This is a genomic window from Falsiroseomonas bella (genome assembly GCF_003173615.1).
GTDB lineage: Bacteria > Pseudomonadota > Alphaproteobacteria > Acetobacterales > Acetobacteraceae > Falsiroseomonas > Falsiroseomonas bella.
In genome coordinates, this window is sequence record NZ_QGNA01000004.1 from 680045 (window position 1) to 701612 (window position 21568).

General features: G+C 75.5%; 10 protein-coding genes. 7 read left to right on the forward strand and 3 right to left on the reverse strand.

Annotated features, from left to right (window positions below; translation table 11 throughout):
- Positions 1-3 precede the first annotated feature (3 nt).
- The 7 genes from DFH01_RS20100 to DFH01_RS20130 all read left to right on the forward strand — a co-directional run bounded on the left by DFH01_RS20100 (position 4) and on the right by DFH01_RS20130 (position 17194).
- A complete protein-coding gene (locus DFH01_RS20100; RefSeq protein WP_109872240.1) occupies positions 4-861 on the forward strand; it encodes a peptidylprolyl isomerase in 858 nt (285 codons plus the stop codon).
- Positions 862-873: 12 nt separating this feature from the next.
- Positions 874-1380, forward strand: coding sequence for a hemerythrin domain-containing protein (locus DFH01_RS20105; protein ID WP_109872241.1), 507 nt, complete (start codon positions 874-876; stop codon positions 1378-1380).
- A gap of 10 nt (positions 1381-1390) precedes the next feature.
- Positions 1391-2629 carry a molybdopterin molybdotransferase MoeA gene (locus tag DFH01_RS20110; RefSeq protein WP_109872242.1) on the forward strand — a complete coding sequence of 413 codons (1239 nt, stop codon included), beginning with the start codon at positions 1391-1393 and terminating at the stop codon, positions 2627-2629.
- The gene (locus DFH01_RS20115; RefSeq protein ID WP_109872243.1) at positions 2629-3345 is read left to right on the forward strand and encodes a carbonic anhydrase; all 717 of its coding nucleotides are present in this window, start codon (positions 2629-2631) and stop codon (positions 3343-3345) included. The genes DFH01_RS20110 and DFH01_RS20115 overlap by 1 nt, the downstream gene beginning before the upstream one ends.
- The gene (locus DFH01_RS20120) at positions 3342-4538 is read left to right on the forward strand and encodes an NnrS family protein (RefSeq protein WP_109872244.1); all 1197 of its coding nucleotides are present in this window, start codon (positions 3342-3344) and stop codon (positions 4536-4538) included. The genes DFH01_RS20115 and DFH01_RS20120 overlap by 4 nt, the downstream gene beginning before the upstream one ends.
- A 164-nt stretch (positions 4539-4702) precedes the next feature.
- Positions 4703-15784, forward strand: a complete 11082-nt coding sequence (locus DFH01_RS20125) for an autotransporter outer membrane beta-barrel domain-containing protein (RefSeq protein ID WP_158287835.1) — start codon at positions 4703-4705, stop codon at positions 15782-15784.
- A 9-nt stretch (positions 15785-15793) separates the two neighbouring features.
- Entirely contained in the window at positions 15794-17194 is a 1401-nt protein-coding gene (locus DFH01_RS20130) for a M48 family metalloprotease (RefSeq protein WP_109872246.1), read from the forward strand.
- A gap of 36 nt (positions 17195-17230) precedes the next feature.
- Here DFH01_RS20130 and DFH01_RS20135 read toward each other — a convergent pair whose 3' ends face one another.
- The 3 genes from DFH01_RS20135 to DFH01_RS20145 are packed head-to-tail and all read right to left on the reverse strand — an operon-like array spanning position 17231 to position 21549.
- Complete coding sequence (locus DFH01_RS20135) at positions 17231-18424, reverse strand: efflux RND transporter periplasmic adaptor subunit (protein WP_109872247.1); 1194 nt, start codon at positions 18422-18424, stop codon at positions 17231-17233.
- Positions 18425-18427: 3 nt separating this feature from the next.
- Positions 18428-20788, reverse strand: a complete 2361-nt coding sequence (locus DFH01_RS20140; RefSeq protein ID WP_199231303.1) for an ABC transporter permease — start codon at positions 20786-20788, stop codon at positions 18428-18430.
- Positions 20785-21549, reverse strand: a complete 765-nt coding sequence (locus tag DFH01_RS20145) for an ABC transporter ATP-binding protein (protein ID WP_109872416.1) — start codon at positions 21547-21549, stop codon at positions 20785-20787. Before DFH01_RS20145 ends, DFH01_RS20140 begins: the two co-directional genes overlap by 4 nt.
- Positions 21550-21568 lie beyond the last annotated feature (19 nt).

Sequence of the window (21568 nt, forward strand, 5' to 3'; positions counted from 1 at the left end):
GACATGGCCGTTCACTTCCATCCCCGTCCCGCCCCGTCCGCACCCGCACCCGCCGCCGCATCTCAGCCGTCGGGGCCGCTGCTGCCCGAGCACGACATCACGGTGAACGGGCACGTCATCACGGCACGCGAGGTCGCCGCCGAGATGCAGCACCACCCGTCCGACAGCGCCCTCGCCGCCTGGAACGCCGCGGCGCGCGCCCTGGTGCTGCGCCGGCTGCTGCTCGATGCGGCGGCCGAGGCGGGAATCGCCACCGGAGGGGAGGCCGAGGAGGAGGATGCCGTGTCCGAGCTCCTCTCCCGCGAGATCCGCCTCCCCGCGCCGGACGAGGCGGCGTGCCGCCGCTGGTTCGCCGCCCATCCCGAACGCTTCGGCCGGCCCGAGGCGTGGGAGGCGAGCCACATCCTGATCGCCGCCGATCCGGAGGTGCCGGAGGAACGCAAGGCCGCCGAGGCGCGGGCGCGGGACCTGCTCGCGCAGGTCGAGGCTGCGCCGTGGCGCCTCGCGGACCTCGCACGCCTGCACTCGGACTGCCCTTCGCGGGAAGAGGGCGGTGACCTCGGCCGCATCGCCCGCGGCTCCAGCGTGCCGGAGTTCGAGGCGGCGCTCGCCGCGGCCGAGCCCGGCCGGCTCCTCCCCGATGTCGTGGCCAGCCGCTACGGCCTGCATGTCGTGCTGCTGCACCGCCGCCTGCCGGCGCGGCCGGCGACGTTCGAAGGGGCGGCCGATCAGGTGGCCCGCGACCTCGTCCGGGCCTCCTGGGAGACGGCGGTGCGGCAGTATCTCGCGGTGCTGGCCTCGCGCGCGGCGATCGAGGGCTATGCCTTCGACGGCGCGGCCTCCGGTCCCCTGGTGCAGTAGCGGGAGGGTGCGATGGGCGCGGTGGAAGCGGAGTTCGGCGGCCTCGGGCCCGACCTGCTCGCCGATCCCGTCGCCTTCCTGCTCGCCGAGCATGGCCGACAGCGTGCGCTGCTCGGCCATCTCGAACGCCTGGCGCGGCGCACGCAGGGGTCCGCCCGGCCGGCGATCGCACGCGCGCTCGTCGCCTGGCTGGCCTGCGAGCTGCCGCTCCATCTGCGCGACGAAGCCGACAGCCTGTTGCCGCGCATGGCCGCCGCCGCGCCCGCGCTCATGGTCCGGCTGCAGGCGGAGGACCTGGCGCTGCGCGCGCTGCGCCGGAAGCTGCGCGACGCCCTGGCGCCGATCGCGGCCGGCCACGCCCCGCCGAAGGACTTCGCCGCGACGGTGCTCGCCTTCGCGCAGCTCTATCGTCGCCGCCTCGCCACCGAGGAGGCGGAGGTGCTGCCCACCGCGCGCCGCGTCCTGGACGACGCGGCCTGTGACGCCATCGCCGCCGAGATGCGGCAACGCCGGAGTTGAGGACAGCATCATGCCAGATGGAGCGCATGCCTGCGGCTGCGACATGCAGGACGGGCTGCTCGCGCCCGACATCGCCCTGCGGATCCTGCTGGAGGACGCGGCGCCGGTCGCGCGGGAAGCGGAGGTTCCGGCCGAAGCCGCACGCGGCCGCGTCCTGTCGCGTGCCGTCGTCGCGCCCGGCGACCTGCCGCCCTTCGACCAGTCGGCGATGGACGGCTACGGCTTCGCCGCGGCGGATTGTGCGCAAGCGGCGGCGCCACGCCTCGGCCGCCGGATCGCGGCGGGTGACGCCCCCGGCGCGGAGGTTCCCGCGGGCCAGGCGGTGCGGCTGCTCACCGGCGCGGCCATCCCCGACGGCATCGCCGCCGTGCTCATGGAGGAGCACGCGGCCCTGCGCGCCGGCGCCGTTTTCGCACGCCGGCCTCCGCGGCCGGGGCAGAACATCCGCCGCCGCGCCGAGGACGTCGCCGCCGGGGCCGCGGTGCTGCAGCCCGGGCTGCGGCTGGGAGCGCGGCACGTGGCGCTGCTGGCCGCGCTCGGCATGGGGCGGGTGCATGTCCGGGATCGCGTGCGCGTGGCGCTGCTCTCGAACGGCAGCGAGTTGGACGCGGGGCGCGGCCTGCGGGACAGCAACCGGCCGATGCTGGCCGCGCTGCTCGCGGGCCAGCCGGCGGAGGTCGAGGATGTCGGGCTGCTGCCTGACGACCCGGATCGGATCGCCGCCGCGCTCGCGCGGGCCGCGGCGGGCGCCGACCTGATCCTCTCGACCGGCGGCGTCTCCGGCAGCGATGCGGACCACCTGCCGGCCGCGCTCGCGGCGGCGGGCGGCGAGGTCGAGGTGCTGAAACTGGCGCAGAAGCCGGGCAAGCCGCTGGCGCATGGGCGGCTCGGCGGGGCGCGCTGCCTGTTCCTGCCCGGCAATCCGGTCGCGGCGCTGGTCGGGATGCTGACGCTCGGCGTGCCGCTGCTGCATCGCCTCGCCGGCATGCCGCCGCAACCACCGCGCCTGCTGCCGAGCGTGCTGGCCGAGGGCTTCGCCCGCCAGCCCGGCCGCGTGGAGTACCTGCCGGTCCGTATCGTGGGCGAGACGGAGGAGGGTCTGCCGATGGTGGAGCGCACGGGCCCGGCCGGCTCGGCGCGGCTGCTGCCGCTGGCCGCGGCCGACGGCCTGCTGCGCATCCCGGCCATGCTCGGGACGGTGGCGGCGGGCGGGCGCTTCGGGATGCTGCCGCTGGAAGGGCTTGCCTGATGGCCACGGCCTTTCCCCCGCGGTCGCGCGGCGGGGCGCTGCGCCGCCTCGTGGACGGCTTCGACCGGTTCCGCGACCAGCATTTCGAGCACGACCACGAGCTCTACGACACGCTGCTCGACGGGCAGCGGCCGGAGGTGATGGTGATCGCCTGCTCCGACAGCCGCACCGACCCCGCCATCATCTGCGGCGCCGAGCCCGGCGAGCTCTTCGTCGTGCGCAACGTCGCCGCGCTGGTGCCGACCTACGAGCCCGACCACCGCCCGCGCGGCACCTCGGCCGCGATCGAGTTCGGCGTGGTCGCGCTTGGCGTGCGGCACGTGATCGTGCTCGGCCACAGCTTCTGCGCCGGCGTTCGATGCCTGCTGGAGCACGACCATGGCGGTCGGCGCTTCGACTTCGTCTCCGACTGGGTCGGGATCGCATCGGAGGTGCGCGACGAGATGGACGGGCTGGTGACCGAGGCCGAGCGACCGGTGATCGCGCGCCGCGCCGAGCAGGCGGCGGTGCTGGCCAGCTTGCGGCACCTCCATACCTACCCCTTCGTCGCGGAGCGCGTCGCCGATGGCCGGCTCTCGCTGCATGGCTGGTATTTCCACTTCGGCTGGGGCCTGTTGCAGGCCGCCGAGGGGCCGGACGGCCCGTTCCGCCAGGTGGACCGCGGCATGCCGCCGGCCCCGGCCATGGGCCGCGCGGTGGCGGAGCCACCGGCATGAACGCCCCTGCGGCAGACCGGACCGCCTTCGCCGTGCCGCTCTTCCGCCACGGCTTCCGTCCGTTCTTCCTGCTCTGCGGCCTCTGGGCGGTGGCTGCGATGCTCGCCTGGACCGCCATGCTGCACGGGGCGTCGTTGCCGGATGGCCTGCTCCCTGGCGTGCGTTGGCATGCGCATGAGATGATCGCGGGCTTCGTCGGCGCGGCGATGTGCGGGTTCCTGCTGACCGCCGTGCCGAACTGGACCGCGCGCCCGGGCTATGCCGGCTGGCCGGTGATCGGGCTGGCGGTCCTGTTCGTGGCGGCGCGGCTGGCGCTGCTGCCGGGCGTCGCGTTGCCGCCCGATCTGGCCGTGACGGTGGCGTTGCTGCCGGTCCCGGCGCTGCTGCTGGCGATCCTGCCCGCCATCGTCGCGGCCCGGACGCCGCGGCTGTTCGGCCCGCCCGCGCTCGTCCTGGCGTTCTGGGTGGGTGATCTGCTCATGCTGGGCGATGCCGCCGGCTGGTTCGCGGACAGCTGGGCGATGGGGCAGATGCTGGCGCTGAATGTCGCGCTCGCGCTGGTCGGGCTGATCGGCGGGCGCATCGTGCCGGCCTTCACGGTGAACGGGCTGCGACGCGCAGGCCGGCCCGTGGAACTGCGGCCGCTGCCGGGCGTGGATCGGGCCGGCATGCTGGCGCTGATCGCGGTGGCGCTGGTGGACCTCATGTTGCCGGGCGGCCTGCTGGCGGGTGGCGTGGCCGCCGTCGCGGGCGTGCTCGCGGCGCTCCGGCTGTCCCGCTGGCACGGGCTGCGGACCTGGCGCGAGCCGATTCTGTGGGTGCTGCATGCCGCCTATGGGCTGATCCCTGCCGCGCTGCTCCTGAAGGCCGCCTTCCTGCTGGCATCCGCGCCCTGGGCGGCGGCCTGGCTGCATCTGCAGGGGGCCGGCGCGATCGCGCTGATGGTGCTGGCGGTCACGACGCGGGCGACGCTCGGTCACACCGGGCGCGACCTGGCGGCGTCGTCCCTCGTGGCGGCGGCCTATGGCCTGCTGCTCGCGGCGGCGCTGCTGCGCGTCTTCGGCGGGCTGGTGCTGCCTGCCGGCACGTCCCTCGCTGCGGCCGCGACGCTCTGGATCGCGGCCTTCTCGATCTTCCTGGCCGTCTTCGGGCCGATGCTCCTGGCGCCGAGACCGGACGGCAAGCCCGGCTGATCCGGTATGCGCGGCGTTGCGCATATGTAGTCATCTGGACATGTTCAACTTCTGATTGACCACCCGCAACGTTTCGTGATGCGTTTTGCCCGACATCACGGAACGGGGGCGGGCGACGCGGCGGCAAAGCCGCGCGCCGCGCCGGGAGAGACGACGTGCATCCGATGGCGGACGGCGCATGCTTTCCGGCGTGTGGCGACAGGATCCCGCTGCCCAGTACGCGGCGCCGCGGGCTGCTTGCGACCACCAGCCTGACCCCGGCCGTACTGGCCGTGCTGATCAGCCTCGGGCCCGGCGATGCGCTTGCCGCCTGCGTGGATGCGGGCGCCACGCGAAGCTGCACCGGTGACGTCACGACCGGCACGCTCGTCGTCGGGCCTTGGCCGGGCCCGGCGCCCGACATCCGCAGCATCGTGGTCGACAGCCTGACCTCGAGCATCGTCGCGACCAACGGCCCGGCGATCGGGCTGCTGCGCTTCGGGGCGGTGGGGATCGGGCCGAATGTCTCGGTGCAGGCCGTCATCGCCCCGGGCCTGGTCGCGCAGGGCGCCCCGCTCTCGGTGCCCCTTCTGCCGCGCGATCTCGGCGCCGTGCATGCCCTCAGCCTCGGCGGGCGCTTCAGCGCCGGCGGCGCGGCGCGGGTGGTCACGGAAGGTGACTTCAACTGGTTCAGCCAGGGCGGGGCGGCCATCTCGGCCGCCTCGCTCGGCGGCTTCTCCGATGCCGAGAACGTCGCCGGCGGTGCGGGCGGCGTCGCGACGGTCACGGCCCGCGGCGGCACGGTCGTCACCACCTCCGACGAGGCGGTCGGCCTCTCCGCGCTGTCGCGTGGCGGACGCGGCGCCGATGGCGACAGCGGCAGCGGGCTGCCGAGCGAAGGCGGCATCGCGGGCGCCGGCGGCTCCGCCGCGGTGACGAGTTCGGCCGTCGTCGTGACGGGCGGACGGAGTGCGGTGGGCCTGCTCGCGCAGTCGCGCGGGGGCCAGGGCGGCGACGGCGACAACGCGGTCGTCTTCGGCCGGGGTGCCGACGGCGGCGCGGGCGGCGCCGGCGGTGTCGCGACGGTGCTCAACATCGCGGGCGGGAGCGTCACCACCAGCGGCTTCGGCGCGCATGGCGCCATGGCGATCTCGGTCGGCGGTGGCGGCGGCGCCGGCGGCGACTTCGATGGCATCGTCGGTCTTGGCGGCGCCGGAGCGCAGGCGGGCGCTGGCGGCATCGCCTTCGCCGTCAATGAAGGCGTCATCGCCACGCAGGGCATGCTGGCGGCGGGTCTCGTCTCCATGTCCGTGGGCGGCGGCGGCGGCGATGGCGGCACGTCGCAGGGCATCATCTCGCTCGGCGGCGCCGGCACGCTCGCCAGCGCCGGCGGCAACGTGCTGGCGCGCAACAACGGCAGCATCAGCACGACCGGCGGCCTCGCGCAGGGAATCTTCGCACTTTCGCAGGGCGGCGGCGGCGGCCGCGGCGCGACCGCGAGCGGCGTGATCAGCGTTGGCGGCGAAGGCGGGGGCGGCGGCAGCGGCGGGACCGTCACCGTCCATCACGCGGGCAGCATCGCGACGGAAGGCCTCAACGCCGAAGGCATCCTGGCGCTGTCAGTGGGTGGCGGTGGCGGCGCGGGCGGCAATGCGACAGCGATCGCCCCCCTCGGTCCGCTGTCCGTCGCGATCGGCGGCTCGGGCGGTGCAGGCGGCGCCGGTGGCACGGTGCGGATCAACCAGGACGACGCCGCGCTGCCGCCGGATGCCAGGCCGACCGTCATGACGCGGGGCGATGGCGCCACGGGCATCGCCGGACTGTCGGTGGGCGGCGGCGGCGGCAGTGCCGGAAGCGCGGTGTCGGTCGCGGTATCCGCCTTGCCCTTCGTGCCCAGCGTGTCCGTCGCGCTCGGCGGCAGCGGCGGCGCAGGCGGCGCTGGCGGCCTGGTCGAGTCGCGCTACAGCGGCAGCGTCGAGACCCGCGGCGACGTCGCGCATGGCATCCGACTGCAATCGGTGGGCGGTGGCGGCGGCGCCGGCGGCAGCGCGATCTCCGTCGCGGCCGGGGTCTCGGCCGGCATCAGCGTCGGGCTCGGCGGCAGTGGCGGCGGCGGTGGCGCCGGCGGCGGCGTGACCTACCAGGGCGCCGCCGACATCTCCACGCTCGGCGCATCCTCCGTCGGCATCATGCTGCAATCCATCGGCGGCGGCGGCGGCGACGGAGGCAGTGCGATCTCCGTCGGCGCCAACGCCTTCGGCAGCATCGCCGTCGCGCTTGGCGGCACGGGGGGTCTCGGCGGCGCCGGCGGCAACGTGCAGGGCGTCAGTTCCGGCAGCATCGAGACCCTCGGCGACCTCAGCCACGGCATCATGGCCCAGAGCATCGGCGGCGGCGGCGGCAATGGCGGCCAGGCGATCGGCTTCGGCGCCGGCCTGGCGGGCTCCGTCACGGTCGCGCTCGGCGGGGCAGGGGGCGTCGCGGCGAGCGCGCGGTCGGTGACGGTCTCCCAGGCCGCCGGTGAGGGCGAAGGCCCCGCCATCCTGACGCATGGCGTCGGCGCCTATGGGATCCTCGCGCAATCCGTCGGCGGCGGCGGCGGGCATGGCGGCGTCGCCGGCGCCGGTGCCCTGGCGGGCGGCGGGGCGGTGAACGTCGCCCTGGGCGGGCAGGGCGGCCTGGGCAGCAATGGCGGCACGGTGGAGGTCGGCGGCGCCGGTGCGATCACGACCCTCGCCGACAATGCGGTCGGCATCTTCGCGCAGAGCGTCGGCGGCGGCGGCGGGGTTGGCGCGCTCGGCGCCGGCGCCGCCGCGACCCTGTTCACCACCGTCGGCGCCACGATGGGCGGCACCGGCGGCGCAGGCGGCAATGGCGGCCGGGCCACCGTCACCTACGCCGGCGATATCAGCACCGGGCAGACGCTCGAGGGAGACATCACCACCGGGCGGAGCGCCGCCGCGATCGTCGCGCAGAGCATCGGCGGCGGCGGCGGCGCCGGCGGACTTGCCGGCGGCGCGTCGGTGGGGATGGGCACCGTCAACCTGGCGCTCGGTGGATCAGGCGCATCCGGCGGCAGCGCCGGCATTGCGGAGATCACCTACAGCGGCAATGCGCGGACGCTTGGCGATCTCGCGCCCGGTCTGGTCGCGCAGAGCGTCGGCGGCGGCGGCGGCATCGGCGGCGTCACGCGCGGCGGCGGGAGCGGCGGCCTGCTCGGCCTGTCGATCGCGCTCGGCGGCAGCGGCGCGGCGGGCGGCAACGGCGCGCGAAGCCGCGTGGACCTGGCCGGCACGGGCAGTGTCTCCACCGAGGGCGACCACTCCCACGGCATCGTCGCGCAGAGCATCGGCGGCGGCGGCGGCATGGCCGGAACGGCGCTCGGCATCGGGGTCGGCGCCGCACCCATCACGATCGCGGTCGGCGGCGCGGGCGGCGCGGGCGGCGCGGGTGGCGCGGCCACCGCCCTTTCGGCCGGCAGCGTGACGACGCTCGGCAACCAGGCCTACGGCATCGTCGCGCAGAGCATCGGCGGCGGCGGCGGCATCGCCGGGGAGTCGCAGGCCTATGCCATCGGCGTTCCGATCGGCGTGCCGGTGGGCGGCCAGGCCGGCGCCGGCGGTGCCGGCGGCCTTGCCCGCGCGGAGAACACGGGCAGCGTCTCGACCAGCGGTGACTTCGCCGCGGGCATCCTGGCGCAAAGCGTCGGGGGCGGTGGTGGCATCGGCGCCTTCGGCCGCTACTTCGGCTTCCAGCCGCCGCAGCTCAGCGACGTCACCCTCGAATTGTCGGTGACGCTGGGCGGGCGCGGCGGCGTGGCCGGCGGCGGCGGGCAGGCGAGCGTCGCGGGCACCGGAGCGGTGGCGACGACGGGGGCAATGGCGCCGGGGATCCTGGCGCAGAGCATCGGTGGCGGCGGCGGCATCGGCGGCACCGCGAACGGCCAGACCGCCGGCGCCGGCACCGTCGGCCTGACGATCGCCGTCGGAGGCGGCGGCGGCAGCGCGGGCGGGGGCGGTGTCGTCGCCCTGGACTACGCAGGCACCGTCACAACGGAAGGCCCGCTGTCCCACGCGATCCACGCACAGTCCATCGGCGGCGGCGGCGGGGCCGCCGGTTCCGCCACGGCCGGCAACGCATCGGCCTACAACCTCGCCTTCGCCGTCGGCGGCAGCGGCGGCTCGGCAGGCGCCGGCGGTCTCGTCAGCGTGAACTCCACGAGCCCCATCGCCACGACGGGCGAACTCTCCGCGGGGATACTGGCGCAGAGCATCGGCGGCGGTGGCGGTGCCGCCGGCGGCGCGATGATCGACAATTCGGGCTTCGGCACCGGCAGCATGGCGCTCGGCGGCAATGGCGGCTTCGGCGGCGCCGGCGGCGGCGTGGTGGTCACGCGCAGCCATGGCGGGCTGGTGCCGCCGGCGTCCGGGGCGGTCCGGGCGCTGTCGAGCTACGGGCTTCCCGCCGGCATCGCCACGCTCAGCACCACGGGCGGTGGCGCGCCGGGCATCGTCGCGCAGAGCATCGGCGGTGGTGGCGGCCTCGGCGCGACCAACCTCAATCTCGCGCTGGTGACGAGCTTCGACGTCAATGCCCTGCTCCCGACGAGTTGGGATTTCCAGGTCGGAACCAACGGCGTCGGCGGCGCGGGAGGCGTCGTGACGGTGGCCGCCGCCGACAACATCGCGACCGGCGCCGCCGCGCCGGCGGCCGACCCTGCCGAGCCGCTGCTCACCATGCTGCGTGTCGCCGGGCTCTCGGCCGAGGGCGGTGCCTCGCCGGCGATCGTGGCGCAGAGCATCGGCGGCGGCGGCGGCACCTATTTCGGCGCGGGCAACGCGCTGCTGCGCTCCACCTCCGGCCGTGCCGAGGTTGCCGCCGAGCTTGGCGGGACCTCCGCAAGCAGCAATGCGGCAAGCGCGGTCGCCATCCGCTTTGCCGGCGCCGTCCAGACGCTCGGCCTCGGCTCGGACGCGTTGGTCGCGCAGTCCGTCGGCGGCGGCGGTGGCACCATCGTCCAGGCCGCCGGCGGCCTCCGCAGCTTCGGCGTCGGGCTGGACGCCTCCGTGCTGCTCGGCGGCCAGGACATCAGGGACGGCACCGCAGGCAGCAGCGCCGTCACCTTCCAGGGCCGCGCGAGCACGACCGGCCATGCCGCACGCGGCATCGTCGCGCAGAGCATCGGCGGGGGCGGCGGCCTTGCCACCCTGCCCATCGCCACCGGGATCGGCGGCCCGGCGACGAGCGACGACGATGTCCGTGTCGTACTCGGCGGCGTCGCGCGGCCCGAGGGCGGCGGTTGGAGCCAGAACGCGACTTCGGACAGCCCGGGCGGTGCCGTGAGCGTGCGCACGATCGAGGCGCCCGGCGAGGCGACCAGCGTGAGCACCATCGGCCGTGGCGCGCACGGTATCGTCGCGCAGAGCGTCGGCAATGGCGGCGGACTGGCCGAGGTGCCGGGGCTGATGACCGTCGGCGACGACGTCTCGCGCGACGAGTACCGCTTCGGACTGACGCTGGGCGGCGGTGGCGGCGCAGCCTTCGCGACCGGGTCCGCCACCGTCGACAATCAGGCCGACATCGCGACCGCAGGCGCCCATGCGATCGGCATCGCGGCGCAGAGCATCGGCGCCGGCGGCGGCCTTGCGGGCATGCCGCTCGCCTTCTTCCTCCGCGCGGACGACATCCGCGACCGCACGATCCACCTCACCCAGTCGCTCGGCGCGCGGGAGACCGACGGCAGCGGCGGCGCGGTCACGCTGTCGAACAACGGCATCGTCCAGACCGCCGGGTTCAATGCCCACGGCCTGCTCGCCCAGAGCATCGGCGGCGGCGGTGGAGCGGCCGTCGGCGCGCTCGAATTCCCGATCGGAACGGCGGAGGGCGGCGCCGGCAGCCTCGCCCCGCGGCATCGTGTCGAGGCCGGCATCCGTCTCGGCGGAACCGCGGCGAGCGGCGACGGAGGCATCGTCAGGCTGACCAACGTCGCGAGCGTGGTGACAAGCGGCGATGCCGCCTTCGCGCTGCTCGGCCAGAGCATCGGCGGCGGAGGCGGCAGCGCCGGGCTCGGACGGCCAGGCGAGTCCTGGCTGTATGCGGCGCCGGACAGCGACATCGGCCTCACCGTGAGCGCCGATCCTGCCGACCGGGCGGCGGTCAGCTTCCGGCAGGTGGTGGATCTCGGGGCGGGGGCGGGCAGTGGCGGCGCCGGCGGCGCGGTCGAAGTGGTCAACAAGGCGGCGGTCACCACCTTTGGCAGCGAGTCCATCGCGCTGCTCGCGCAGAGCATCGGCGGCGGCGGCGGGGTCGCCGGGCTTGGCATGGCCGACCCCTCCGGCCGCGTCACGCTCGGCGGCGCCCTCGGCCTCGGCGGTGCCGGCGGGCGGGTGACGGTGACGCTCTCCCCGCCCGGCAGCATCGCGACCGAGGGGCGCATCGCGCATGGCGTCGTCGCGCAGAGCATCGGCGGCGGTGGCGGCATGGGCGGTGGCGGGCTCGGCACGGTGACGCTCGGCACGACGGGCGGCATCGGCGGCAACGGCAGCCGCGTCGCGATGACGCTGGATGGCGCGATCGCGGTCGGCGGCGGCCTGGCCGCCGGCGCCGTGGCGCAGAGCATCGGCGGCGGTGGCGGCATCGTGGCGGCCGACGGGCTGGGCGGCGCCGAGCCGGGCGGCCGCTCCGTGCGCCTCGGCGCGAACCTCGGCGCGAGCGGCAGCGGCGGGCAGGTCACCGTGACGCAGGGCGCGGGCGCGACACTGCAGACGGGCGGAGCGTTCGGCCTCGGCCTGCTCGCCCAGTCGGTGGGCGGCGGCGGCGGGCTGACGCTGCTGCACAACCCGGATGCCGGCGCCGCGGAGACGGCGCTGCGGCCGCTCCATCGACTCGGTGCCCTGTCCGGCGCGGCCGGCGATGGCGGCGCGGTGGCGTTCACCCAGTTCGGCGTGATCGCGACGGATGGCGAGGCGGCGCATGGCGTGCTGGCGCAGAGCATCGGCGGCGGCGGCGGGCTGGCGATGGGCAGCGGGCTGCATCAGCTCGGCGCGGGTGGCGCCCAGGGTGGCGCCGGCGGGGATGTGGCGCTGTCGATGCGGGGCAGCGGGGTCTTCACCGCCGGCGACTTCGCCCATGGCGTCGTCGCGCAAAGCGTGGGTGGCGGCGGCGGTGCTGCGCATGCGCAACTGCCTGTCGGCCAGGGAGCCGGCGTGATCGCCGGATTCCCGGCCGTCGTCCTCGGCGGCACGACGGGCGTCGCCTCGCCCGGCGGCACGGCAAGCCTGACCCTCTCGACCCGCGGCGGGGTCGCTGCGGCGATCGGCACACAGGGCGACGGCGCGCTTGGCGCGCTGGTGCAGTCGGTCGGCGGCGGCGGCGGCCTCTCGGGCGGCATCGTCGCGGCGCAGGGGCCGCTGACGCTCGGCTCCGCCGGGCCGTCTGGCCGCGGCGGCGCGGTCGCGCTCTCCATGAACGGCAGCATCGCCACCGCGGGCGCGGCCGCGCCGGCGGCCATCGTGCAGAGCATCGGCGCGGGCGGCGGTGTCGCGAGCGCGTCCACCGGCGCGGTGACCCTCGGCGCCAGCCAGCCGGGCGATGCGGCGGGCGGCAGCGTGCGCCTGACGCTCGCCGGCACGGTCTCGGCCACCGGCCAGGACGCTTCCGCGGTGATCGCCCAATCCGTGGCGGCCGGCGGCGGCTTCGTCGGCTCCGCCGGCGGCGTCCTGCGCCTCGGTTCCCAGGGCGGATCGACCGATGCGCCGGGCACCGTCGAGATCCGCAACAATGCAGCGATCGGCGCCACCGGCGATCGTGCCACCGCCCTGCTGGCGCAGTCCGTGGGCGGCGGCGGCGGCGTGGTGCTTCGCGCCGGCGGCAATGCCACGCTCGGCCTGAGCCCGGTGAGCTTGCCAGGCATCAGTGACTTCGGGGCCAGCGGCGCCGGCGGTGCCGTCACCTACTGCGCGACGCCGACGGTCGGCGCCGGCGGCACGCCCTGCTCGATCGTGGCCGGGGGCGCGACCGGCACGGTCACGCCCGGCCCGCTCACCGTTGCCGGCACCGGCGGCATCGCGCTTGTCGCGCAATCCATCGCCGGCGGCGGCGGTTTCGTCGGCGACGTGGCGGGCAGCGCCACCTTCGGCAGCGTCGCGGCCGGCAATGGCGGCCTCGTCACCGTGACCGGACCCGGCGCCATCACCGTGCTCGGCGCGAACGGCGCGGCCGCGATCGCGCAGTCGGTCGGCGGCGGCGGCGGCATCGTGGCGCGCGCCGGCGGTGCCGCGGTGCTCGGCGGCACCGCAGGCGGCATCGCCAATGCGAACCTCGATGCCGATGGCGGCCGCGTGACGCTGCAGACCGAGGCGGCGGTGACGGCGACCACCGCCGGCAGCCTCGGCCTCGTGGCGCAGAGCATCGGCGGCGGCGGCGGCACGCTGCTGTCCGGCGGCGGCGCCGCCACGCTGGGCGGCGCGCGGCCGGGCGACGGCGGATCCGCGGAATTGCGGTCCGCCGATGCGGCAACCTCCGGCGCGGCCCTGATCGCGCAGAGCGTCGGTGGCGGCGGCGGTCTCGTCGGCCGTGCGAACGGCGCCGTCACCCTCGGCGGCAGCGCCACCGGGGACGGCCAGTCTGCGCGGGTCGCCCTGCGCGGCGCGGTGGCGACAGCGGGCGACGGCGCCCCGGCGATCATCGCCCAGAGTCTGGGTGGCGGTGGCGGCATCGTGCTGGGCGGCGCCGGCTCGGCGACGCTCGGCGGCTCCGGGGTCGGCCGCGGCGGCGCGGTGGACGTGGAGGTGACGTCCGACAGCGTCATCGCGACCGCGGGCATCGGTTCGGCGGGCATCGTCGCGCAGAGCCTCGGCGGCGGCGGCGGCGTGCTGGCCGGCGTCAACCTCGGCCGCGTCGTGTTCGGCGGCACGGGCACGACGGCATCGGACGGCGGCGGCGTGGACGTGGACAGCAAGGCCGCCATCACGACATCCGGCGTGGGAGCCCACGGCATCGTCGCGCAGAGCGGTGGCGGCGGCGGCGGTATCGTGCTCGGCACCCGCGAGGAACGGGCCGGTTCGTCGCTTCGCGCCGGCAGCGGCAGCGGCGGCGCGGTGAACGTGACCAATGCCGGGCCCATCCGGGTGTCGGGCGCCAATGCGCATGGCATCGTCGCGCAGTCGGCGGGCGGCGGTGCGGTCTTCGCCAATGAGGGCCTGCGGCTCGACGGCATGCCGGCCAGCGGCCGCATCGGCCGGGCGGGCGGCATCGGCAGCGCCGGGCCGATCAGCATCTTCAACGACGCGCGCGTGGAGGCCGCCGGCGCGAACGGCATCGGCATCCTCGCCCATGGCATGGCGGAGGCCTTCTCGGCCGCCGCGACCGTCACGATCGAACTCGATCCTCAGAGCCAGGTCATCGGCGGGCCCGGCGGCGCGGGGATCCACGCGCAGTCGCGCGCCACGGCGATCTCGCTGACGAACCGGGGCCTGATCGGCTCCGCCGACGGCATCGCGGGCCGAGCCGTCAGCGTAGGCAGCGGCAGCGGCCTGCTCAGCCTGACCAACAGCGGCGTGATCACCGGCAACATCGCCGCGCCGAACGCGACGATCGACAACCGGCCTCGCGGCGTCATCAACGCCGGACCCAGCCTCGCGCTCGGCAATGCGGGCCTGCTCAGCAACGAGGGCGCCTTCGCGGTGGCAGGCCGCGGGACCCTCGGCGCGACCGAGCTGAATGGCCGCTTCGTGCAGGCCGCCACCGGATCGATCTTCGTCGATGTCGCCGGCCGGTCCGGCGGCGGCATCAGCGTGGACCAGCTGGTGGTGACGCGGAGCGCGACGCTCGGCGGCAGCGTGCGGCCGGAACTGGTCGCGGGCAGCATGATCGCGCCGGGCACGCACCAGGCGAGCTTCCTCAGGGCAGCCCAGGGCGTCACGGCGAGCGCGCCCGTGCTGGTGCCGCCGCCGACGCTGAACATGACCTGGTCGCTGCAGTATCCGAACGCCAACGAGGCGGCGATCCGCGTCGACGTCACCACCTTGGCCCCGGCGGCCGCGATGACCGCGAACCAGCGCTCCGTCGCGGCCGGGCTGCAGCGCGCGGCGATCGCCAATCCCGCCGGCTTCGCACCGATGGCGGCGGGCGTCTACGGCGCGACGGACCCCGTCGCCTATGCCAGCGCGATGACCTCGCTCGGCGGCGATGGCGGCATGACCGGGCTGATGGCCACGCAGGGCGCGATGCGCCAGTTCATGTCCGGCCTGACCGCGCGCATGGACCTGCTGCAGCGCAGCTTCCAGGCGGACGTGATCCCGCCCGCCTCCTTCCTGCCCTATGACTTCTCCGCGGCCTTCGCCGGCGACGGCGCGATCCGCGGGGATGGCGCGCTGCTCGGCATGGACAGCCTGGCGGACACGCTGCCCTCGCCCTTTCGCGTATGGGCCATGCCGATCGGCTTCGGCAGCGGCATGGACGCGCGCGCCGGCTTCGGCACCGACGCGGAATCGCGCGTCGGCGGCTTCATGACCGGCTTCGACACCGAGGTCACGCCGCGGCTGACCATCGGCGCGGTGGGCGGCTGGTCCGACGGCGGCTACTCGGCGGGCTCGCTGGTGTCGAGCGGCACGTTGCGCGGCGCCCACGCCGGCACCTACGCGCTGTGGAACGACGGGCCGCTGTATGTCTCGAGCGTGCTCGGATACGCCCGGCACGACGCGCGGCAGAGCCGCATCATCGCCGCGCCCGGCGTTACGGAGATCGCGCGCGACGATCTCGCCTTCCACAATCTCGGCGCCAATCTCGAACTGGGCTACCGGATCGCCTTGGGGGAGGACTTCACGCTGACGCCGCTGGCCGGCATCGGGCTGAATGCCTGGCACCGCGAAGGCTCGTCCGAAGCGAGCCGCACGCTCGCTGGCGCCGGCGGCATGCTGGGCCTGACCCAGGCCCCGGCGGGAGACTACAGCGTGCCGATCTCGCTCGGCTTCCGCGCCGACACCGCCTGGGACCTGGGGAAGGGGCTGATGCTCGGCGGCCATGCGCGCCTCGCCTGGGTACGGGAGGATGGCGCGACCGCCAGCAGCGCCGCGGCCCTGGCCTTCGCGCCGGGCGAGACGTTCCGGCTGCAGGGGTCGGCGATGCCGCGCGACCGGCTGTCCTTCAACCTCGGCCTGCAGTTGCAGCCGAACGAGACGCTCGGCTTCGGCGTCAGCATGCTCGGCGACGTCGGCGACGGCTACAGCGCGATCGGCGGCGTAGGCCGCGTGGTCTGGCGCTGGTAGGATGCGCCGATGTGTTTCGGTGCGCCCCATGGCCCGGGCTGCGCGATAGGCCGCCGTTCGCTGCTGGTGGCGACGGCCTTTGCCGCCGGCGTCGTCAGCGCGCCGGATGCCGCCGCGCAGGTGGCGCCGCGGCAGATCGTGACCATCCGCGACGCCGAGACCGAGAACCTGCTGCGCCGGATGGCGTATCCGCTGATGCAGGCCGCGGGCGTGGACCCCGCGACCGTGCCGATGACGCTGATCCGCAACGGCGCCGTCAACGCCTTCGTGGCGCAGGGTAACTTCCTCTACCTGTACACCGGGCTGATCCAGCAGGCCGAGTCCGCCGGTGAGGTGGCGGGCGTGCTGGCGCATGAGATCGGGCACGTGATGGGCGGGCATCTTGCCCGTCTGCCGGAGCAGATGCGCAACGCCATGCTGCGCTCGCTGGGTGCCATGCTGCTTGGCGGCGCCGCGGCCGCGGCCTCCGGCGAGCCGGGCGCCATGGCGGCCGGCATGCTCGGCGGCCAGGCCATGGCGACGAACGAGTTCACGGCCTTCACCCGCACGCAGGAACAGTCGGCGGATCAGGCGGCGCTCGACCTGCTCGACCAGGTCGGCTGGTCGGCGCGCGGGCTGGAACGCCTCCTGGAGCGCACAGTGGACAAGGAGCAACTCGTCGCCGGCCGCCAGGATCCGTATTTCCGCACGCACCCGCTCTCGCGCGACCGGCTGGACTTCGTGCGGCAACGCGCCGGCAGGTCGCGCGTGGCCGGGGCCGGGATGCCGGCCGGGATCGAGCGCTCCTTCGTCATGGTGCGCGCCAAGCTCGACGGCTTCATCGAGCCGCATGCCGCCGTGATGCGCCGCTATCCCGCCTCCGACACCAGCGCGCCGGCGCGCTATGCGCGGGCGATCGGCACCTTCCGCGCGGGCCGCATCGACCAGGCGCTCGCGATGCTGCGGCCCCTCGCGGCCGAGGCTCCGTCGGATCCCTGGCTGCAGGAGCTGACCGGCCAGGTGCTGCTGCAGGGCCAGCGGCCGACCGAGGCGGCGCGACGCTATGCCGAGGCCGTGCGCCTCGCTCCCGCGGAGCCGCTGATCCGCATCGGCCATGCACGCGCGCTTGGCGAGATCGGCAATCCGGCGCAGCTGCGCCTCGCCGCGTCCGAGCTGGAGACCGCCTTGCGCAGCGAGCGCCGCAGCGCCTTCGCCTGGCGTCAGCTGGCGGTGGTCCGCGGCCGGCTCGGCGAGACGGCTCTTGCCGACCTCGCGCTGGCCGAGGAAGCGCTGATCCTGCAGGACGCGCGCCAGGCCGCCGCGCTGGCGCGCCGTGCCGAGGCGGGCCTTCCAGCCGGCGCCCCGCGGCTGCGTGCCCAGGACATCGTCGCCGCCGCGGAAAACCTGCCGGCACGCAGGCGGCGCTGGTAGCCCGGCGCCGCGCCGGAGTCGCCCGGCGCCACGCCGTCAGCGGGTGCGGCTGACGCGGCCGCCGTCGCGCAGCGTGCTCGGCGGGAACAGGATGACGGTTTCGCCGGGCGCAAGGCCGGAGGAGACCATCGCGTCGCGGGCGGCGCGGCGCGCCAGCGCGACCTGCCGCTCATGCGCGACGCCATCCTGCACGACGAACACGGCCCAGCCCGCGCCGCGGCGGAACAGCGCGCTGACCGGAACCAGCACCGCGCCCTCGACCGCCTCGACCGTCATCCGCGCATCCACGCGGAAGCCGTCGCCGAGCGCGGCCCAGGATTCCGGTGGACCGGTGAGGTCGATCACCACCCAGACCCGCTGCTCCTCCACGCCGAGCGCCGAGACGCGGGTGAAGGCGCCTGGCTCCACCAGGCGGACGCGACCCTCCAGCGGCGCCGGCCCGCCCCAGCGCTCGATGGTCACCGGGGCACCGGGGGTGATCCCGACCGCCTCCGTCGTCAGGACATCCACCACGACCTCGAGGTCCGTCGGATCGCCGAGCTCCAGCAGCGGCGCGCCGGAAGCCACCACCGCCTCGCTCTCCTGCAGGACGCGCAGCACGCGCCCGGCGACGGGTGCGCGCACCTCGCGCCGCTCCTCCCCGTTCTCCGTCGCATCGACGGCCGCCAGCACGGCGCGCGCCTGGTCCACCTCGTGCTCGGCGGCGTGCCGACGCCGCTCCGCCGCGAGCATGTCGCGCGCCGCCACGCGCTGGGCCAGCTCCGCGCGCTCGAGCTGCTGCAGCGGCGCGGCGCCGCGCGCCTGCAGCTGGCGCACCCGCGCCGCGTCCGCCTCGGCCTGGGTCTGCTCGGCGGCGGCGCGCTCCATCAGCGCCGCGGCCTGCTCCAGCATCGCCTCGGCCGCCCCGAGCCGCTCCTCCGCTTCGCGGCGCGCGCGCGGACTGAGCAGGGCGGAGGGCGCGGCCAGGATCTCCGCGACCACGTCGCCGCGCCCGACCGTGTCGCCCGCGCGCACGCCAAGCCGCATGACCTGCCCCGCGACGGGGGCGGAGACGACGTAGCGGTCGCGCACCCGCGTGCGGCCATCCTCCTCCACCACGACCTCGAAGCGGCCGCGCGTGACCTGCTCGGTCTCGACGAGGGCCGGTCGGGGGCGAAAGGCGACGAAGGCGCCGCCCGCAGCCAGCAGGACGGACGCGGCGATCAGCGCCCGGCGGAGGTGCCGGCCCACGCCTCAGTCCCTCGCCTTCAGGGCGGCGATCAGGTCGAGCCGGTCGATCCGCCGCCGCACCACCAGTGCGCTGGCCAGCGCCGCGCCCAGCACGACGAGCGCCGCCGTCGCGAAGGTCGCCGTGCTGATCACCGCGGGCACGTCGAAGCTCTCATTGTCCCGCGCTCCCAGGATGAGCCCGACGAACCACTGCGCCAGGACCAGCCCCAGCGGCACCGCGACCAGCACCGCCAGCGCCAGCTCCGCAAGCAGGATGCGCGACACCTCCCGCCGCGTGAAGCCGAGCACCCGGAGGCTCGCCATCTCCCAGCCCCGCTCCTGCAGCGCGACGCGGGCGCTGTTGTAGACCACGCCCACCGCGATGATCACGCCGAAGCCGGTGAGCGTCACGGCGCTGGTCAGGACCAGGCCGGCGATCACCTCGTCGAAGACGCGCAGCCACACCGCCTTCACGTTCGTCGCCGCCACGCGCGGCCGCTCCGCGAGACGCTGCCACAGCGCCTCGGCCGCCAGCGGGTCCACCCGCAGCGCGACGTGGGAGACGAGGTCGTCCTCGCGCATCAGCCGGTTCAGCGCGCCGATTTCCATCAAGGCGGTGAAGCCGATGATGTCCTCGACCAGCGCGGCCACCGGCAGGTCATGCACGCGTCGCGCGCCTTCCAGCACCTCGACCTGCACCGTGTCGCCTTCACGGACGCCGAGCCGCTCGGCCAGCCGCCGGCTGAGGGCGATGCCGTGCCGCGGGATGGGCACGGGCCGGAGATCGACATCCCGCGGCACCCGCAGCGCCGCGCCCTCCGGCAGGCCGGTCAGCGCGAGCAGCCGGCTGCGCTGCGCCGCACGCAGCCTGACCGGCACGATGCGCTGGCCTTCCGCGGCGAGCACACCGGGCAGCCGCGCCATCTCGCGCACGGCGCGGGAGGGGCGGGGGTCGGTGAGCGCGACGAAGGCGTCGCCGCGCTCAATGCGGTCGAACTGAAGCTCGACCATGCTGTCCATCGCGTCCCACCAGAACAGGCCGAGCACCACCATCGGCACCGCCAGCGCGATGCCGAGCACGGTGAGCAGCGTGCGCAGCGGGCGGCCGAGCAGGCCGCGCAGCGGGATCTTCGCCCGTGCGCCGAGCCGGCGCCCCACCCCGCCGAGCACGCGCCCGCCGAAGGCCGCGGGCCGCGCCGGGCGCAACCCCTCCGCGGCGGGCAGGCGCAGGATCCGCCGCAGGGCCGCGAGCACGCCGAGCAGCGCGACCGCGAAGCTCGCCGCGGCGGCCAGCAGGGGCAGCCACGCCGGCAGCAGGTAGGGCAGCTCGGGGAAGCGGAAGAAGGGCCGGTAGTTGCCGAGCATGCCGGCCCCCATCCAGGCGCCTGCCGCGACGCCGAGGGCCGAGCCGAGCAGGCAGATCATGGCGACGAACTTCGCGTAGTGGAGCGCGATCGGGAAGGACGGGTAGCCGAGCGCCTTCAGCGCCGCGACCTGCTCGCGCTGCGCCTCCACCATCCGGCCCAGCACCACGTTGAGCAGGAAGGCGGCGATGCCGAAGAAGACGAGGGGCACGGTGACGGCCAGCGTGCGCTGCTCGGCCAGCTCGTCCTCCAGGAAGCGGTGCGAGGGCTGGTCGCGCCTGCCATAAGCGCCGCGGCCGCCCCAGGGCAGCAGCAGCCGGTCGAGCTCGGCGATCACCGCCGGCTCCGAGGCGCCGGGGGCCAGCGTCAGCACCACCTGGTCGAAGGCGCCCTGCATGTCGAAGGCCCGCGCCACGGCGTCCTCGTTCGCCCAGAGCACGACGAAGCCGCGGTCGTCGGGCAGCGGGTTGCCGGGGCGCGAGGTGAAGACGAATTCCGGCGAATGCGCGATGCCCGTGATCCGGAAGCGCTCGCGCCTTCCGTTCAGGATGACGGCGATCTCGTCGCCCGGCCGCACACCGCGGGCTTCGGCGAAGGCGGCGTGGATCACCGCCTCGTCGTGCCGCGTCGGCTCCGGCAGGCGGCCGGCGAGCAGCCGCAGCCGGTTCAGCGCCGGCTGCTCGCCGCCGACCGGCAGGGACAGGACACGGCCGGCGACGGGCACCTCGGCGCCCGGCCAGTCCACGCGGGCCTCGCCGGTGACGCGTCCCTCGGCGAGCGCGACGCCCGGGATCTCCGCGATCCGCGCCAGCAGCGTGCGCGGCGCGCGCTCCACCTCGGCATAGGCCTCCGCGAAGTGGCTCTCCGCATAGAAGGCCTGCTGCGCCCCGCGGAGCGAGAGGAAGCTGCTGACCGACATCACCAGAACGGCGACGCCGGCGCCGATCAGCAGCGCGATGGTGACGACCTGGCCGCGCAGCGCCCGGATGTCGCGTAGCAGCTTGCGGTCCAGCACGCTCACCAGACCAGCTCCTCGGGCGCCAGGCGGCGGGCATTCGGCTCGATCGCCACGATGCGCCCGCCGCCCATGCGCAGCACGCGGTCCGCCATGCCGGCGATCGCCGCGTTGTGGGTGATGACGACGGTCGTCGCCCCCACGTCCCGGTTCGCCCGCGCGATCGCCGAGAGCACCAGCTTGCCGGTCTCGACATCGAGCGCGCCGGTCGGCTCGTCGCAGAGCAGCGCGTCGGGGCGCTTGACGATGGCGCGCGCCACCGCGACGCGCTGCTGCTCGCCGCCCGAGAGCTGGCCCGGGAAATGGTCGAGCCGGTGCGACAGCCCGACCAGCGCCAGCGCCTCCTCCGGCCGCATCGGGTCGCGTGCGATCTCGGCGACGAGCTCGACATTCTCGCGCGCGGTCAGGCTCGGGATCAGATTGTAGAACTGGAAGACGAAGCCGACATGGTCGCGCCGATAGGCGGTCAAGGCAGCCTCGTCGGCGCCGGTCAGCTCATGGTCGCGCCAGGCGGCGCGGCCGGAGGTCGGCGCATCGAGACCGCCCAGGATGTTCAGCAGGGTCGACTTGCCGGACCCCGAGGGTCCCAGCAGCACCACGAACTCGCCCTGCAGGATGTCCAGGTCGAGGTCGCGCAACGCGTGCACGGTCGCGTCGCCGCTGCCGTAGCTCTTGCACAGGCCGCGCGCGACGAAGACCGCGGGGGCGTCGGTGTTGCCGGAGCCGCCGGCCTGGGGCGCTGCGTCGGTTGCCGTCGTATTGGGCATCCGGCGCAGCATGCCACGG

What these genes read in the sequence shown, in the direction of transcription:
- DFH01_RS20100 (WP_109872240.1), top strand. Translation starts at nt 4, where the DNA reads ATGGCCGTTCACTTCCATCCCCGTCCCGCCCCGTCCGCACCCGCACCC.
- DFH01_RS20105 (WP_109872241.1), top strand. Translation starts at nt 874, where the DNA reads ATGGGCGCGGTGGAAGCGGAGTTCGGCGGCCTCGGGCCCGACCTGCTC.
- DFH01_RS20110 (WP_109872242.1), top strand. Translation starts at nt 1,391, where the DNA reads ATGCCAGATGGAGCGCATGCCTGCGGCTGCGACATGCAGGACGGGCTG.
- DFH01_RS20115 (WP_109872243.1), top strand. Translation starts at nt 2,629, where the DNA reads ATGGCCACGGCCTTTCCCCCGCGGTCGCGCGGCGGGGCGCTGCGCCGC.
- DFH01_RS20120 (WP_109872244.1), top strand. Translation starts at nt 3,342, where the DNA reads ATGAACGCCCCTGCGGCAGACCGGACCGCCTTCGCCGTGCCGCTCTTC.
- DFH01_RS20125 (WP_158287835.1), top strand. Translation starts at nt 4,703, where the DNA reads ATGGCGGACGGCGCATGCTTTCCGGCGTGTGGCGACAGGATCCCGCTG.
- DFH01_RS20130 (WP_109872246.1), top strand. Translation starts at nt 15,794, where the DNA reads ATGTGTTTCGGTGCGCCCCATGGCCCGGGCTGCGCGATAGGCCGCCGT.
- DFH01_RS20145 (WP_109872416.1), bottom strand. Translation starts at nt 21,549, where the DNA reads ATGCCCAATACGACGGCAACCGACGCAGCGCCCCAGGCCGGCGGCTCC.